At 71.0% G+C, this 13,790-nt stretch carries 13 protein-coding genes; 7 read left to right on the top strand and 6 right to left on the bottom strand.

Features of this window, described 5'->3' with window-relative positions; all coding sequences use genetic code 11:
- Positions 1-43: 43 nt before the first annotated feature.
- From AQ610_RS20920 to AQ610_RS20900, 5 genes are read right to left on the bottom strand one after another with little or no spacing between them, the layout of a single operon-like run.
- Positions 44-589: an SLOG cluster 4 domain-containing protein gene (locus AQ610_RS20920; RefSeq protein WP_006029048.1), complete on the bottom strand. Its 546-nt coding sequence runs from the start codon at positions 587-589 to the stop codon at positions 44-46.
- Positions 570-1,397 (bottom strand): ABC transporter permease, encoded by an 828-nt coding sequence (locus AQ610_RS20915; RefSeq protein WP_015603586.1) that lies wholly within the window; start codon positions 1,395-1,397, stop codon positions 570-572. The genes AQ610_RS20920 and AQ610_RS20915 overlap by 20 nt, the downstream gene beginning before the upstream one ends.
- 10 nt (positions 1,398-1,407) lie before the next feature.
- The gene (locus tag AQ610_RS20910) at positions 1,408-2,496 is read right to left on the bottom strand and encodes an extracellular solute-binding protein (RefSeq protein WP_006029050.1); all 1,089 of its coding nucleotides are present in this window, start codon (positions 2,494-2,496) and stop codon (positions 1,408-1,410) included.
- Positions 2,497-2,536: 40 nt separating this feature from the next.
- A complete protein-coding gene (locus AQ610_RS20905) occupies positions 2,537-3,565 on the bottom strand; it encodes an ABC transporter ATP-binding protein (RefSeq protein ID WP_006029051.1) in 1,029 nt (342 codons plus the stop codon).
- Positions 3,566-3,569: 4 nt separating this feature from the next.
- Positions 3,570-4,418, bottom strand: a complete 849-nt coding sequence (locus AQ610_RS20900; RefSeq protein WP_006029052.1) for an ABC transporter permease — start codon at positions 4,416-4,418, stop codon at positions 3,570-3,572.
- Between the two features lie 166 nt (positions 4,419-4,584).
- On the opposite strand from AQ610_RS20900, the gene AQ610_RS20895 reads away from it, so the two are divergent.
- From AQ610_RS20895 to AQ610_RS20865, 7 genes are all read left to right on the top strand, one after another.
- Entirely contained in the window at positions 4,585-5,481 is an 897-nt protein-coding gene (locus AQ610_RS20895) for a LysR substrate-binding domain-containing protein (protein WP_006029053.1), read from the top strand.
- Positions 5,482-5,660: 179 nt separating this feature from the next.
- Positions 5,661-5,888 carry a hypothetical protein gene (locus tag AQ610_RS20890; RefSeq protein WP_006029054.1) on the top strand — a complete coding sequence of 76 codons (228 nt, stop codon included), beginning with the start codon at positions 5,661-5,663 and terminating at the stop codon, positions 5,886-5,888.
- A gap of 488 nt (positions 5,889-6,376) precedes the next feature.
- Entirely contained in the window at positions 6,377-8,659 is a 2,283-nt protein-coding gene (locus AQ610_RS20885; protein WP_006029055.1) for a TonB-dependent hemoglobin/transferrin/lactoferrin family receptor, read from the top strand.
- A gap of 56 nt (positions 8,660-8,715) precedes the next feature.
- Complete coding sequence (locus tag AQ610_RS20880; protein WP_006029056.1) at positions 8,716-9,876, top strand: hemin-degrading factor; 1,161 nt, start codon at positions 8,716-8,718, stop codon at positions 9,874-9,876.
- Positions 9,873-10,799 (top strand): heme/hemin ABC transporter substrate-binding protein, encoded by a 927-nt coding sequence (locus AQ610_RS20875; RefSeq protein ID WP_006029057.1) that lies wholly within the window; start codon positions 9,873-9,875, stop codon positions 10,797-10,799. The genes AQ610_RS20880 and AQ610_RS20875 overlap by 4 nt, the downstream gene beginning before the upstream one ends.
- A 220-nt stretch (positions 10,800-11,019) precedes the next feature.
- Complete coding sequence (locus AQ610_RS20870; protein WP_006029058.1) at positions 11,020-12,141, top strand: FecCD family ABC transporter permease; 1,122 nt, start codon at positions 11,020-11,022, stop codon at positions 12,139-12,141.
- 160 nt (positions 12,142-12,301) lie between these two features.
- Positions 12,302-13,120, top strand: a complete 819-nt coding sequence (locus AQ610_RS20865; RefSeq protein ID WP_006029059.1) for a heme ABC transporter ATP-binding protein — start codon at positions 12,302-12,304, stop codon at positions 13,118-13,120.
- Between the two features lie 49 nt (positions 13,121-13,169).
- On the opposite strand, the gene AQ610_RS20860 is transcribed toward AQ610_RS20865, so the two are convergent.
- Complete coding sequence (locus AQ610_RS20860; protein WP_006029060.1) at positions 13,170-13,778, bottom strand: trimeric intracellular cation channel family protein; 609 nt, start codon at positions 13,776-13,778, stop codon at positions 13,170-13,172.
- Positions 13,779-13,790 lie beyond the last annotated feature (12 nt).

Here is a 13,790-nt window from a genome sequence, read left to right as displayed (position 1 = left end):
TCAAACGAATGAAGCGCCTTCATTCCCCCAAACCCCGATGCGGCTACGCCGAATCGGCGAGCCACTGCGCGACGCGCGCGAGCAGCGGATCGAGCGCGTCGAAGTTCTCGACGCCCGCCACCTGCGGCGCATCGCAAATCGTGAAGACCGGCTTGCCCCACTGCAGGCCGAGCGCGATCTCGGACAGCGTGCCGAGCCCGCCGCCGACCGCGATCAGGCACAGCGACGCGCGCGCGATCAGCGCGTTGCGCGTGATGCCGAGCCCCGTCGGCAGCGCGATGCTCAGATGCGGATTCGCGCCGTTGGCGTCGTCCTCGGGCAACAGGCCGATCGCAAGCCCGTTTGCGCGCCGCGCGCCGAGCGCCGCCGCCTCCATCACGCCGCCCTTGCCGCCGCCGACGATCGCGAGCCCCGTCGCGGCGAGCGCGTGCGCGATCGCCTCGGCGATGCGCAACTGCTCGCCGGTCGCGTCGCGCGGCCCGATCAGGCCGACCGGCATCAGATGGCGGCGCGGCCCCCGCTGGCGCAGCGCGACGCGCGCGAGCGCGTCGTCCGCATCCGGCTTGTATTCAGCGATGTCGTCGCCCAACGTATTCCCCCATCGCGAGCACGCATGTGCACAGCGCCGTCAACACGATCGACAGCACGGCGGCCTGCGAAAAATCGGTCTGCCCGTCGGACAGCTTCAGGTACATCAGCAGCGGCAGGATGTTGATCTGCGTGCCGGCGAGCGCGAGCGCGGTGCCATACGTGCCGAGCGCGATCGCCGTGACGAGGCACCACGCGGCCATGACCGACGGCCACAGCTCGCGCCACGCGACGTCGAGCCACGCGCGCCACGGCTTCGCGCCGAGCGACATCGCCGCTTCGAGCGGCCTGCGGTCGAGATTCGCGAATGCCGGAAACAGCATCAGCGCGACGCGCGGAATCAGGTAGTACGCATATGCGACGACGAGGCCGAACGTCGTGTAGATCATGCCGCCAACCTTCGCCGCATCCGCGCCGAAGCCGGCGAGCAGCGTCGTGACGAAGCCCGCGCGGCCGAACGTCAGGATGAAGCCATACGCGATCACGAGCCCGGAAAACGCAAGCGGCACGCCGAGCAGTGCGAGCGACCAGCGGCGCCGCGCGGGCGTCTGATCGGCAAGCGCCAGCGCGAGCGGCACGCCGACGCACGTCGACAGCGTGCCCGTGCCGACCGCGAGCGCGAGCGAGCGGCCGATCGCGTCGCCGACGAGCGGGTCGCGCAGCACGGCGGCGAACGCGCGGCCGCCTTCCGCGAACGCCGCGCTCACGAGCGCGGCGAGCGGCAGCACGAAGAAAAGCGCAAGCAGCCCGCCCGCCGGCGCCGCGCCGAAGCGGCGCAACAGGCCGCGTTCGAGAGACGATCGTTGCACGTCGCGCTCCTTACTGGCCAAGCGCCGCCTGCGACCACAGCCTGTCGACTTCGGCCTTGCGCGCGGCGGCCTTCGCGACGTCGAGCGGGCGCACCTGCGGCGCGTTCGGCATCTTCGCCGCGACGTCGGGCGCGAGCGCGACGCCCGGCACCGCGGGCCGCACGTAGCCGCGCGCGAACAGCGCCTGGCCGGCGTCGCTCATCACGAAGTTCAACCATAGCTGCGCGGCAGCGGGATTCGGCCCGTTCTTCACGAGGCTCATCGCATACGGCGCGGACACGCTGCCGTCCTGCGGAATCACGACGTCGACGGCGTCGCCCATGCCGTCCGCGTACTTCGCCTTCAGGCCGTCGTTCTCGTAGCCGATCAGGATCGGGATCTCGCCCTTGACGAACTTCGCATACGGCGTCGTGCCCTCGACGCGCAGCACGTTGCCCGCATTCTTCAGTTTTCCGAAGAACTCCGCGCCGGGCTTCGGATTGTCGACACCGCCGCCGAGCGCGGACGCCGCCGCGAACACGACCACCTGCCCCTGCCCGGTCGAGCGCGGATCGAGATAGACGACCGCGTTCTTGTACTCGCGCTTGAGCAGATCGGACCAGCGTTGCGGCACGTTCTTCACGAGCTTGCGGTTGACGAGGAACGCGACGTTCAGCGAATGCACGGTGAACCAGCGGCCGTCGGCTTCGCGAAACACGGGTGGGAGCTTGTCGAAGTTGATCGGCTTGAACGGCGCGACGACGTCCTTGCCCACCGCGTCGAGCGCCGATGCCGCGAAATAGTACGCGGTGTCCGCCTGCGGACGGCGGCGCGACTTGTCGAGCGCGACGACCGTCGCCGCCGAGCCGATGTCGTTGTACGTGAGCTCGATCTTCGGATAGCGCTTGCGGAACTCCGCGAACAGCGCCTTCCAGTTCGCCCATTCGGGGCCGGTGTCGAACGACACGACGAGCCCCTCGTCGGCGGCCTTCGCATAGAGCGTGTCTTCGCCCGCATAGAGCGGCGCGGCGGACGCGCCGTTCGCGGCGAGCGTCGCGCACATGCCGAACGCGAGCGCGGCGCGGCGCAGCGCCGTCAGAAATGATCGACTTGCAGACATCGTGAATCTCCGTTGAACGAAACAATCATTGCGCGCTGCCCTACGCGGGCAGCACGAGCAGATGGCGCGGCTCGATCGCGACGCCGCGCGCGGCGAGCACGCGGCCCTCGCACAGCAGCGGATGCGCCGCGCCATGCGGCACGAAGTCGTAGCGATGCGTCGCGCCGAAGTAGCGGACTTCGCCCAGCGCGCCTTCAATGCGGTTCACGCGCTGAGCGGGCGGATCGGGCTCCACGTGCTCGGGGCGCACCAGCACGGCGACTTCCGCGCCCGGCTGATGCGCGCCCGTGTCCGCGCACAGCGTCGCGAAGCGCACGTCGACCGTACCGCTCGATTGCACGCGGCCGCGCAGGATCGTCGAATGGCCGATGAAGCGCGCGACTTGCGCGGATACCGGCCGCTCGTACAGGCTGCGCGGCGTGCCCACTTGCAGCACGCGCCCGCCGTCGACGATCGCGACGCGATCCGCCATGCTGAGCGCCTCATCCTGATCGTGCGTGACGAAGAGCGTCGTCGCGCGGCACGCGCGCTGCAGCGCGCGGATCTCGTCGCGCAATTGATGCCGGATGCCCGCGTCGAGCGCGGCGAGCGGCTCGTCGAGCAGCAGCAGCGCCGGCTCGATCACGAGCGCGCGGGCAAGCGCCACGCGCTGCTGCTGGCCGCCCGACAGTTGCGTCGTGCTTCGCGCCGCATGCGCGGCGAGGCCGACGCGCTCGAGCATCTCGAGCGCGCGCCGCCGGCGCTCGGCGGCCGCGACGCCGCGCATGCGCAGCCCGTACGCGACGTTGTCGGCGACGGACAGATGCGGAAACAATGCGTACTGCTGAAACACCATGCCGACCTCGCGCCGCCACACCGGCACGCCCGCCATGTCGGCGCCGCCGATCGCGATGCGCCCGGCGTAGCCGTCGAGGAGACCCGCGCTCAGCCGCAGCAGCGTCGATTTGCCGGAACCGCTGCGGCCGATCACGGCGAGCAGCTCGCCCGGCTGCGCGCGCAGCGTGACGGCGTCGACGCCGTGCGCCGCGCCGGGGTATCTGAAACTGACGTTGTCGAATTCGAGGCTCATGGCTTCACTTCAGTCGTTGCACGGTGTGGATCGACGCGAGCGTCGCGAATACGGCGAGCAGCAGCAGCACGACGGTCGCCGCGCAGGCAATGCCGGACGCGCCGTAGAACGCCTGCAGCAGCACGACGGGGAAATTGCGGTAGCGAAAGCCGGCAATCAGGTTCGATACCTGGAACTCGCCGATCGACAGCGCCGCGACCATCACGAGCCCGGAAAAGAGGCTCTGCCGCAAGTTCGGCAGCACGATCGTGAAAAACTGCCGCAGCGGCGGCGCGCCGAGCGTCGCCGCACAGGCTTCGAGCTTCGCGAGATCGAGGTGGCGCAGATCGCTCAACAGTGTCTGCAGCAGATACGGCAGCGTCAGCACCGCATGCGCGGCGATCATCAGCGGCAGCGTGCCGAGCCACGGCAGCGCGTCTGAGCCGAAGACCACGATGTAGCCGAAGCCGAGCGTGAGCGCCGGCACGCCGACCGGCATCAGCATCACGACGCGCGCGGCCATGCCGCGGCCGCGAAGCGCGCGATGATGCAGCGCATACGCGAGCGGCACGCCGACCACCGTGTCGAGCGCGCAGCACGCGAGCGCGACGACGAAACTCACGCCGAACGCGCGCCGGAAGCTCGGATCGGCGGCAAGTTCGGCGAACCAGCGCCACGTGAAGCCGACGGGCAGCAGCGTGTTCGTCCAGCTCTGCCCGACCGATCCGATCAGCAGCAGCACGATCGGCATCAGCAGATACAGCGCGAACAGCGCGACGACGCCGTTGACGACGATGGCGCCGAACGACGGGCGGCGCTTGCTGCGACGAAACGGAATACCGCCGGCAAGCTCGGCGGTGGTGGATGGACGCATGGCGGCACTCACGGGCGACGAAAGGAAGCGTCACGCGAAACGCCCGCCGGGGCAGGCGTTGCGCGGATCGCGACGACGGCCGCCAGTGTGGGCGCGCGACATGGCATCGTCATGAAAAAAACGTACAAACTCCGCATCGCTCTTTGCATCGACGGAATACTTCGCGATGAAGCATCTGTATCCGAACGTCGCCGAGCTGCATGCATTCGCCAGTTCTGCGAAACATCTGAATTTTTCGTACGCGGCGCGCGAGCTCGGCCTCACGCCAAGCGCGGTCAGCCGGCAGATCGCGAGCCTCGAGGCGCTGCTCGGCGTGAGGCTGTTCGTGCGCGAAGGCCGCAATCTCGCGCTCACGCGCGCGGGGCGGGTCTATCAGGCGCGCGTCGCGGGGCCGCTGCGCGAGATCGGCAATGCATCGCTCGAATTGCTGAGTGCGCGCGAGGACAGCGATCTGCTGACGATCGCGAGCGTGCCGACCTTCACGACGAAATGGCTCGTGCCGCGCCTGCCGCGCTTTCTCGAAACCGCGCCCGACCTCACGCTGAGCTTCCGGCGCCACCTCGCGCCGGGCGACCCGTTCCCGCTCGGGCTCGATGCGGCGATCCGCTACGGCGACGGCCGCTGGGAAGGCGTCCAGTGCGACTATCTCGACGGCCGCACGTTCGTGCCCGTGTGCGCGCCCGAATTCGCCGAGCGCCACGCGCTGCGCGAACCCGCGGACATCGCCGCCGCGCCGCGTCTCGTGCACGAGCAGGCCGAATGCGCGTGGCTCGCGTGGGCGGACCGGCATCGCGTCACGCAGATGAACGCGCTCGCCGGCCCGCGCTTCGAGCAATACTCGGTGCTGATCCAGGCGGCGCAGGCGGGGCTCGGGATCGCGCTCATTCCCGCGTTCCTGATTCGCGCGCCGCTCGCGGCCGGCACGCTCGTGCAGCCGCTCGACGCGCCCGTCGACGTCGACGAGCAGGGCCATTACCTGTGCTACGCGCCGGAGCGGCTGCAGACGAGCGCGTCGCTGCGGCTGCTGCGCGAATGGATGCTCGGCGAGTGCGCACACGCATGACGGGCATGGCGCGCATCGCGCCGCTTCGTCCGCGCCGCGGCCAGACGCCCGCGCTTCGCGACGCGGCGAAACCGCGCGCCGCTCGGCCGCTCGGCTTTTGCGCGCGGTGGACCTAGTATGAAGAGACGGGCGGCCCGCGATCCCGCGGCGCCGCTGCGCTCTCTTCGACGGAGGTCGGCATGAACGTCCAGGCGCTGTCCGGCGTGCTTCACGCTCAGGAGTTGCTGTTCGTCTCGTTGATTCGCGTGCTTCCGCTCGAAACGCGCCAGGCGCTCGCCGACGAATTCGACCGGCAGATCCAGCTCGCGGAGACGTCGCGCCTCGAGGCCCCGCACGACCGGGAAGCGCACGACGCGTTTCTCGCGCACGTGCGCAAGCTGCTGATTCGGCTCGAATCGATGGCGTGACGCATGCCCGCGCGGGCGGATCGCGCGGCGGCGGTGCAACGCGGCGGGCTGCGAGCGGCGCGATATTCGCCGCGACGGCGACGCCGTGCGCGCGTCCCCGTCCTGACAAATGCTCGACCGCTGGCTGACATCGCCCAGCCTCGCGCGCGCTGGCCTTAATCTCGCGGGCCCCTCTCGCCGAAGGCGCCGGTCGCGCCAGACCGTTAGTTGCGAACAATATGGCGCACGACGACGCTCGACATCGCCTTCAGCCGGGCAGCCTCACGACGCCCCCGTCACTCGCCGCCCCTCCGCCCAGTCGGCAACGCCATTTTTGCCGATTGAATTGCGAATGATTCTCAATTACACTTCCTGTTCGTTTTCACGAACTTTTCCTTTCAACCTGCCCGCGCCATAAAGGCGCGCGGGCGCCAGCCAGGTGCACGCGTCACCCAGCCAGCCTCCGGGCTCAAACGTCACTGGGAGACCACACCGTGCATCAACCTCTGTTGGCGCGGCGGCCGCTTCGCGCCGCGCTGTTCGGGGCCTTCGGCCTCTACGCCGCGGCCGCGCGCGCCGCGGGCGCCGCTTCCGAACCCGCAGCCGCCGCGCCGCCGCTCGCCGCGTCCGCGCCGCAAGTGCGGCACGCAACGACCGCCACGCGCGCCGACGCGCACGCGCTCGACCCGATCACCGTCACCGCGACGCGCACCGCATCGGCCGCAAGCCGCACCGCGGCGAGCGTATCGGTGATCACCGATTCGGACCTAGAAGAACAGCAGGCCGACAACATCAAGGACGCGCTGCGCTACGAGCCGGGCGTCACCGTGCGCCGCACCGCGTACCGGCCGGCGAACGCCGCGCTCGGCGGCGGCCGCGACGGCGATTCGAGCATCAACATCCGCGGCCTGGAAGGCAACCGCGTGCTGCTGATGGAAGACGGCATCCGGCTGCCGAGCGCGTTCTCGTTCGGTCCGCTCGAGGCCGGCCGCGGCGATTACGCCGATCTCGACACGCTCGAGCGCATCGAGATCCTGCGCGGCCCGGCGTCGACGCTGTACGGCAGCGACGGTCTGACGGGCGCCGTCAACTTCATCACGAAAAATCCGTCCGATCTGCTGTCGATCTATCGGAAGAAGACCTATTTCTCGTTCCGGCCGAGCTACGACTCGGTCGACCGCAGCGTCGGCGCGACCGTGGCGGCGGCGGGCGGCAACGACCGCGTGCAGGGGATGCTGATCGCATCCGGCCGCCGCGGCCACGAGGCCGACACGCACGGCGACGACAATTCCGCGAGCACGAAGCGCACGACCGCGAATCCTCAGGACGTCTACACGGAATCGCTGCTCGGCAAGCTGACGATCACGCCGACGTCGCGCGACACGTTCAAGCTCACCGCCGAGACGGTGCGGCGCCGAATCGACACGAACGTGCTGTCGGCGATCAATCCGCCCACGACGCTCGGCCTCGCCGCGAACGACAGGCTCGAGCGCAACCGCTTCAGCGTCGACTACGATTTCCACGACGCCGCCGCGCGCGGGTTCCAGACCGCGCACGTGCAGCTCTACTATCAGGAGTCGAAGCAGGATCAGGACGCGTTCGAGACGCGCGGCGGCGGCCTGCAATCGCGCTCGCGCTCGAACCACTACAGCGAGCGCGCGTTCGGCGGCTCCGCATTCGCCGAGAGCGGCTTCGCGACCGGGCCGCTCGCGCACAAGCTGCTGTACGGCGTCGACGGCAGCCTCGATCGCATCGAGAGCCTGCGCGACGGCACCATCGCGAGCCCCGGCGAATCGTTCCCGAACAAGGCGTTTCCGGATACCGACTACACGCTGCTCGGCGCGTTCGTGCAGGACCAGATCGGCTTCGGCAAGCTGCTCGTCACGCCGGGCCTGCGCTTCGACGCGTATCGGCTAAGCCCGGCTGCAGGCGATCCGCTCTTCACCGGCAAGACGGTCAGCTCGAGCGATCACGAGCTGTCGCCGCGCGTCGCGGTGCTCTACGAAGTGGCGCCCGCGCTGATTCCATACGCGCAGTACGCGCACGGCTTTCGCACGCCGACGCCCGACCAGGTCAACAACAGCTTCTCGAATCCGATCTATGGCTATACATCGATCGGCAATCCGAACCTGAAGCCCGAGACGAGCGACACGCTCGAAGCGGGCCTGCGCGGCACGCTCGGAACGGGCTACGGGCCGCTGCGCTACAGCGTCGCCGCGTTCGCCGGCCGCTATCGGAACTTCATCTCGCAGCGCACGATCGGCGGCAGCGGCCGGCCGAACGATCCGCTCGTGTTCCAGTACGTGAACTTCGCGAACGCGCGCATCCACGGCTTCGAAGGGCGCGCCGAGTGGGTGATGCCGAACGGCTTCACGCTGAAGAGCGCGATGGCGTTCACGAAGGGCACGACGCAGGACAACGGCGCGGCGAGCGAGCCGCTCGACACGGTCAATCCGTTCTCCGCCGTGTTCGGCGTGCGCTACGAGCCGGGCGAGCGCTGGTTCGCGCAGGCCGACGTGCTGTTCCAGGCGGGCAAGCGCGGCCGCGACGTGTCGTCGGCCGCGTGCCAGAACAAGACGTGCTACACGCCGCCGTCGTCGCTCGTCGTCGACCTGCGCGGCGGCTATCGGTTCAACAAGCACGTGAGCGCCTACCTGGGCATTCACAACCTGTTCGACCGCAAGTACTGGAACTGGTCGGACGTGCGCGGCATCGCCGCCAATTCGAACGTGCTCGACGCATACACCGCCCCGGGCCGCAGCGTCGCGCTCAGCATGAAGGTGGATTTCTGATGCGGCCCGCACGCTTTTTATCCAACCGGTTCGTCCGGCCATCGAGGATCTCCGACATGATGAACACCGCCGCTCCCGCCTCTTCGTCCACCCGCGCGCTCGCGCCCGGCGAACTGCGCGACGCGTTCCTGCATCTGAAAGAAACCCGCAAGCTGCGCAACCGCGACGTCGCGCAACTGCTCGGCGTGAGCGAAGGCGAGGCGCTCGCCGCATTCGCGGGCGAGCGCGTCGTGCGGCTCGAGCCGAGCTTCGTCGAGCTGTTCGAGGAGACGCCGCGCCTCGCCGGCGTGATGGCGCTCACGCGCAACGCGGCCGCCGTGCACGAGAAGGACGGCGCGTTCGATCAGATGAGCCACGACGGCCCGGTCGGCCTCGCGCTCGGCGCGATCGACCTGCGGATCTTCTATCACAACTGGGCGGCGGGCTTCGCCGTCCACGAGCCGACCGCGCACGGCGTGATGAAGAGCCTGCAGTTCTTCGACGCGCAAGGCGATGCGGTGCACAAGGTCTACCTGCGCAAGCACAGCGATCACGATGCGTTCGACGCGTTCGTGTCGCGCTGGCGGATGCCCGCGCAATCGCCGACGTTCGCGGTCGAGCCCGCGCCGCGCGCGTGCGCCGAGCGGCCCGACGGCGACGTCGACGCCGCGGGCCTGCGCGCCGCATGGGACGCGATGACGGACACGCACCAGTTCCACGGCGTCGTGCGCCGCTTCGGCGTGTCGCGCACGCAGGCACTGCGGCTCGCCGGCGCGGCGCGCGCGCATCGCGTCGCGACCGACGCGGCGCGGCGCGTGCTGGAGCGCGCCGCGCAGACGCGGCTGCCGATCATGGTGTTCGTCGGCAACCGCGGCATGATCCAGATCCATACCGGCACCGTGACGAACATCCGCCGCATGGGCGCGTGGATCAACGTGCTCGACAAGGATTTCAACCTTCATCTGCGCGAGGATCTCGTCGCGTCCGCATGGGCCGTGAGGAAGCCGACGAGCGACGGCGTCGTCACGTCGGTCGAGCTGTTCGACGCGGCGGGCGACAACATCGCGATGCTGTTCGGCGCGCGCAAGCCGGGGCAGCCGGAACTCGCGGGTTGGCGCGAGCTGGTCGGCGCGCTGCCGAAAATCGACGCGACAGATGGGGCGGATACGGCGGACGCGGCAGATGCGGCCTGCGCGACCGGCGCGACCGGCTCAGCCGCCGCCGAGGCCGCGCGATGAGCAAGCCGCCGCGCATCGATGCACGCCGGCGCGCGTGGCTCGCGGGCACGGGCGCGCTCGTGTTCGCGGCCGCGCATCCGGGCGCGTTCGCGCGCGCGCCGGCGAGCGCGCCGCCGAAGCGCGTCGTCGCGATCGGCGGTGCGCTCGCCGAGACGATCTACGCGCTCGGCGGCGCGCGAACCGCACGCTACGAACTCGTCGGCACCGATACCACGTGCACGTATCCGGAGGCCGCGCGCCGGTTGCCGAAGGTCGGCTATCAACGCGCGCTGTCGGCGGAGGGATTGCTGTCGCTGCGGCCCGATCTCGTGCTCGCGTCGGCGGAAGCCGGCCCGTTGGCCGCGCTGTCGCAGCTCACGCGCGCGGGCGTCGCCGTCACGACGTTCGACGAGGCGCACGACGTCGAATCGGTGCGCCGCAAGATTCGCGGCGTCGCCGATGCGCTGTCGCTGCAGGCCACAGGCGACATGCTGCTCGCCCGCTTCGATCGCGACTGGCTCGCGACGCGCGCGGCAGTGGACGCCGCGCCGCCGCACACGCCGCAGCGCACGCCCGCGCGCGTGCTGTTCGTGCTGAACCACACCGGCAACCAGGCGCTCGCCGCCGGCCAACAGACGGCCGCCGACGCGATGATCCGCTATGCGGGCGCGCACAACGCGATGCAGGGATTCGATCACTACAAGCCGCTGACCGCCGAGGCGCTCGTCGCGGCGGCGCCCGACGTCGTGCTGATCTCGGACGAAGGGCTGCAGGCGGCCGGCGGACGCGATGCGCTGCTCGCCGCGCCCGGCTTCGACGCGACGCCGGCCGCGCGCGCGCGGCGCGTCGTGTCGCTCGATGCGCTGTTTCTGCTCGGCTTCGGGCCGCGTCTGCCGCAGGCGGTCGCCGCGTTGCAGCGGCGCTTGAACAGCGTGCTCGCATGAACGCGCGGCTTCGACGGCGTGTGATCCAGCGCGTCGCGGCACGCCGCACCGCACATCGCACATTCGCGATCGTTCGGGTTCCTGAAGTTGTCCTGGCTGCACGCGCTCATTCGGCCAGCGCCAACGCGCATGACATCGCGCGCCGCGACGCGCCGCTTGTCGGCGGCTGCCGTGCACGCGCGTCGGCCGTCTCGCCGCCCATCCCGTTCGATTCCTCACGATGAGCCTCGCCGCCCGTTCCCCTTCGGTCGACCCGACGCCCGCCGAGCGCCGTCCGGCGCTCGCCTCGTCGGCCATCGCCGCACTGCGCCGGCGGCGCGCGCGATGGACGCTCGCCGCGCTCGCCGCCACGCTCGCCGCCGCGTCGATCGCCGCGCTCTGCCTCGGCGCGTACCGGCTCTCGCCCGCGCAACTGCTCGACGCGCTCGCCGCGACCGACGCACAGCTCGCGGGCGACGCCGCGCTGCGCCAGGCGCGCGCGGTGCTCGTCGACATCCGCGTGCCGCGCGTCGCGCTCGCGCTCCTCGTCGGCGCCGGCTTCGGCGCGGCCGGCGCGGCAATGCAGGGGCTCTTTCGCAATCCGCTCGCCGATCCGGGCCTGATCGGCGTATCGAGCGGCGCGGCGCTCGGCGCGTCGGCGCTGATCGTGCTCGGCCCGCTCGTCGCGGCGCCGGTCGCGCTCGGCCTGCTGCCCGTCGCCGCGTTCGCCGGCGCGCTCGCGGTCGCGGCGCTCGTCTACCGGCTCGCGGTCGCGCGCGGCCGGCTCGCGCTGCCGCTGCTGCTGCTCGCCGGCATCGCGATCAACGCGCTCGCCGGCGCGGCGATCGGGCTCCTCACGTACATCGCCGACGACGTGCAACTGCGCTCGCTGACGTTCTGGAGCCTCGGCAGCGTCGGCGGCGCGCAATGGCGCACGATCGCCGCCGTCGCGCCGTTCGCGCTCGCCGGCGGCGCGCTGCTCGCGCGCGAGCGGCACGCGCTGAACGCGCTGCAGCTCGGCGAAAGCGAAGCGATGCATCTCGGCGTGCCGGTGCCGCGCGTGAAGCGGCGCGTGCTCGTCGGAGCCGCGATGTGCGTCGGCGCGCTCGTGTCGTGCACCGGCGCGATCGGCTTCATCGGGCTCGTCGCGCCGCATTGCGTGCGGCTCGCGGCCGGCCCCGATCAGCGGATCGTGATGCCGGGCGCGGCGCTTTTCGGCGCGCTGCTCACGGTGGCCGCCGATCTCGCCGCGCGAACGCTCGCCGCGCCGGCCGAGATTCCGCTCGGCATCCTCACCGCGCTGATCGGCGCGCCGTTCTTTCTCGCGCTGCTGAGGAAGCGGCGCGGCGCGTTGGGAGCATGACGTTGCGCACGCAACCAGATCGTCCGCGTGCGGCAAACGCCCGCGCGCGTCAAGCATCCTGCCGCGTCAAGACATTCGCCGCCCCAATTCCGAACGGGAACGCACGCAGCCTTTCTCGACCCGCCGCGCCGCCGCGCGAACCGACATCCGATCGAACGCCATGCTGACTGCCGAACACCTTCACGTCGCGCGCGACGGCCGCGTCGTCCTCGACGATCTGTCGATCCGGATCGCGCCCGGCTGCGTCACCGCATTGCTCGGCCGCAACGGCGCGGGCAAGAGCACGCTGCTCGGCGCGCTCGCGGGCGACCTGCCGGCCGGCGGCCGCGCGCGCGGCGCGACGGTGCGCGGCGACGTCGCGCTGAACGGCGAGCCGCTTCACACGATCGACGCGACGCGCCTCGCGCGGCTGCGCGCGGTGCTGCCGCAGGCCTCGCGGCCCGCGTTCGCGTTCGGCGCGCGCGACATCGTGCTGCTCGGCCGCTACCCGCACGCGCGCCGCGCGGGCGCACTCGCGCGCGAGGACGGCGAGATCGCGTCGCAGGCGCTCGCGCTCGCCGGCGCATCGACACTCGACACGCGCGACGTGACGACGCTGTCGGGCGGCGAGCTCGCCCGCGTGCAGTTCGCGCGCGTGCTCGCGCAGCTCTGGCCGTCGGCGGACGCGGCACGCGCGCCGCGCTACCTGCTGCTCGACGAACCCACCGCCGCGCTCGACCTCGCGCACCAGCATCAATTGCTCGACACGGTTCGGCGCCTGTCGCGCGACTGGCGCCTCGGCGTGCTGACGATCGTCCACGATCCGAATCTCGCCGCGCGCCATGCGGATCGCATCGCGATGCTCGCGGGCGGCGCGATCGTCGCCGACGGCGCGCCCGCCGACGTGCTGCGCCCCGCGCTGATCGAACGTTGCTACGGCTTTCGCGTGCGGCTCGTCGATGCGGGCGACGGCGTCGCGCCCGTCATCGTGCCCGCCTGAGCGGCCAATGAGCGGCCAATGAGCGACTACAGCGCGCGCGGCGGCGGCGTCAGCCGGCGTCGGCCGTGTGAAACGCCTTCAACCGCCAGCCGCGCCGCACGGCGAGCATCCGGAGCGCGAATCCCGCGGCCAGCGCGGCGACGGTCGCGAAACCTTCCGCGGCGCCGACCGCCTTCATGCCGACATATAGCCCGCCCGTCAGCAGCGCGACGCTCGCGTACAGCTCCCTGCGCAGCACGAGCGGCATCTCGTTGCAGAGCAGATCGCGCAGCATCCCGCCGCAGACGCCGGTGATCGCGCCGGCGAGCACGATCACGACCGGGCTGCCGTTCACGGTCGCCGCGACGTCGCAGCCGATGATCGAAAACGCCGCGAGCCCGAGCGCGTCGACGGCCGTGAACAGCGACTTCAGCCGCGCGACGTGCGTCGCCGTCATCGACGCGAACGTCGCCGCCGCGAGCGTCAGCAGCAGGTATTCGGGGTGCGCGACCCAGGTCAGCGGATAGCGGCCGAGCAGCACGTCGCGCACGGTGCCGCCGCCCAGCGCGGTCACCGCGCCGACGAGCGCGAGACCAAACCGGTCCATCCCGCGCCGCATGCCCATCAGCGCGCCCGACATCGCTTCGGCGACGATCGCGATCAGGTAGAGCGTATGCATGTGCGCCTGCCC

The organism is Burkholderia humptydooensis (genome assembly GCF_001513745.1).
GTDB lineage: Bacteria > Pseudomonadota > Gammaproteobacteria > Burkholderiales > Burkholderiaceae > Burkholderia > Burkholderia humptydooensis.
Note: the sequence above shows the minus strand (reverse complement) of the source record. Positions and strands in the feature narration are given on the sequence as shown.